This window comes from Streptomyces muensis, assembly GCF_021474425.1.
Taxonomy (GTDB): Bacteria; Actinomycetota; Actinomycetes; order Streptomycetales; family Streptomycetaceae; genus Streptomyces; species Streptomyces muensis.
In genome coordinates this window covers 1-2174 of sequence record NZ_JAKEIP010000525.1, presented here as the reverse complement: position 1 = coordinate 2174, position 2174 = coordinate 1, and the positions used below count along the sequence as shown (strand labels likewise).

Annotated in this window: 2 protein-coding genes; both read right to left on the bottom strand. The window is 72.4% G+C overall.

Annotation, left to right across the window (positions count from 1 at the left end; genetic code table 11):
* Positions 1–115 precede the first annotated feature (115 nt).
* On the bottom strand, positions 116–865 hold the full coding sequence (locus tag L0P92_RS43995; RefSeq protein ID WP_234768741.1) for an ABC transporter ATP-binding protein: 750 nt from the start codon (positions 863–865) through the stop codon (positions 116–118).
* A 37-nt stretch (positions 866–902) separates the two neighbouring features.
* On the bottom strand, positions 903–1799 hold the full coding sequence (locus L0P92_RS43990) for an ABC transporter permease (protein WP_234768740.1): 897 nt from the start codon (positions 1797–1799) through the stop codon (positions 903–905).
* Positions 1800–2174 lie beyond the last annotated feature (375 nt).

Genomic DNA, 2174 nt, shown 5'->3' with positions numbered 1-2174 from the left:
TGAAGGGGCTCCGCCCCTTCGACCCCGCCAGGGGGCTGCGCCCCCTGGACCCCCATCGGCCTTCGGCCTCGTCCTCAAACGCCGGACGGGCTGAAAATGCCTGGGCCGGGCCGCACTATCTGTTGCGCACCGCCCTCCCCACCTCCGACCTCAGAGCCACGAACTCCGCCGAACCCCGGGTCGTGATCTGGTCCCGGGTGGCGGGGAGGGCTACGGGTAGGTCGAGGGCGATCTTGGCGCCGGGGCCCGGGGAGAGGACGACTACGCGGTCGCCAAGGTAGACGCTTTCGTCGATGTCGTGGGTGACGAAGACGATCGTGGTGCCGTCTGTGCGGTGGACCTCCAGAAGGAGGTCTTCGAGGTCCTCGCGGGTCTGGGCGTCCAGGGAGCCGAAGGGTTCGTCCATGAGGAGGAGAGAGGGGCGGCAGACCAGGGCGCGGGCGATGGCCACGCGTTGCTGCATGCCGCCGGAGAGCTGCCAGGGGTGGCGGCGGGCCGTGTCGGTGAGGCCGACGCGGGCCAGGATGCGGTCGGCCTCGGACCGGCGTTCCGCTCTCGGCAGGCCTCGGCGGCGCAGGGGAAGCGCCACGTTGTCGCGGACGGTGAGCCAGGGGTAGAGGGAGCGGGCGTAGTCCTGGAAGACCACGGCCAGGTTGTCGGGGACACCGCGCACGGGAGTGTCGTCCAGCGTGATCGTGCCGTCGTGGAGCGGCAGCAGGCCTGCGATGGTGCGCAGGAGTGTGGACTTGCCACAGCCGGACGGGCCGACGACGCACAGGAGTTGGCCGTCCGGCACGGTGAGCGTGATGTCGTGCAGTACCTGGTGGTCGCCGTAGTGCTGGCCGACCTCTTCTAGCCGGAGCATGTGTGTCCCTGGGCGGAGGTGGTGGGGGGCGGACTGGTCATGCGGTGGTCGTCCTCCCCACGCCGACGAGCCGCTTCTCGACCGCCAGCAGAACGGTGTTGAGGAGGTACCCGAGGGCGCCGAGCAGGACCAGCGCCGCCCAGACCGTGAGCAGGTCGGAACGGGACTGGGCGTCGGTGAGCGTGAAGCCGATGCCGTTGGCGGTGCCGGGGAGCAGTTCCGAGAACACCATGAGGATGAGGGAGAGGGAGAGGCTCAGGCGCAGGCCGGCGAAGATGCGGGGCAGTGCGGAGGGGAGGATCAGGAAGCGGAGCCGTTCGACCGAAGTGAGCCGCAGGACCGCGGCGACCTCCAGACGCAGCGGATCGGTGTTGCCGGCCCCGTCCGCCGTGTTGATCAGCACCGGCCATACGGCGCTGAAGACGATCGACGCGATCTGCATCGGCGTACCGAAGTCCAGGATCACGACGAGGACGGGGACCAGCGCCGGCGGTGGGACGGCGCGGGCGAACTGCAGGACGGGGTCGCAGAGGGCGTACACGCGTCGCGAGCGGCCGATCGCCACGCCGAGCGCGATCCCGGCGACGGCGGCGATCCCCAACCCGGCGGCCATCCGGCCGAGGCTGGGCAGGATGTCGGCGACGGCGGCCTCGGTGAGGAAGAGGTGCCCGGCCGGGCCGGAGAACCACAGGTCATGGGCGTGACCCGCGATCTCGGCGGGCGGCGGGAAGTAGACGCTGCCATGAGCTCGGGCAACCAACTGCCAGACGACCACGGCGAGAGCGAGGACGAGCCAGCGGAGCAGTGCGTGTCGTACGGCGGCGGGGGCGAAGGAGCGGCGGGCGAGCGGCGGTACCAGGGCCTCGCGCCCGGCGGTCGCCCGTCGGCCGGGACGCCCGGCGGGGTCGGGTGCGGTACCGCGGGACTGGTTCATTCAGCGCTCCTCGCGGCGCGCCGCGGGAAGCTCGGAGCATGGAGCGGCGCGCCGCCCACCAGGGCCGGGACCAGCCAGGGCGGCGCCTGGCCCTGCGTCACGCAGCCCGCCCGACACCGAACCCCACGCGTCCCTGTCACGAGCGCCGCGCACCGCCGCACGTCGCGAGCCCGCGCCGCTGTCTCCCGGCCCACAACGCACCACCGCCCACGCCCGCCGCACCCGCACCCCCACCCGCCCCCTCAACCCCCCCCCCCGCTCGCGTAAGTTGCACATCCGCCATGCGCCTGTACCTGCTCGCCCACACCCCGACCGACGCCGTGACCGTGGGCTTCCTGCCCGCGGTCACGGCGTCGGTCGGGTTGAGGGCGAGCA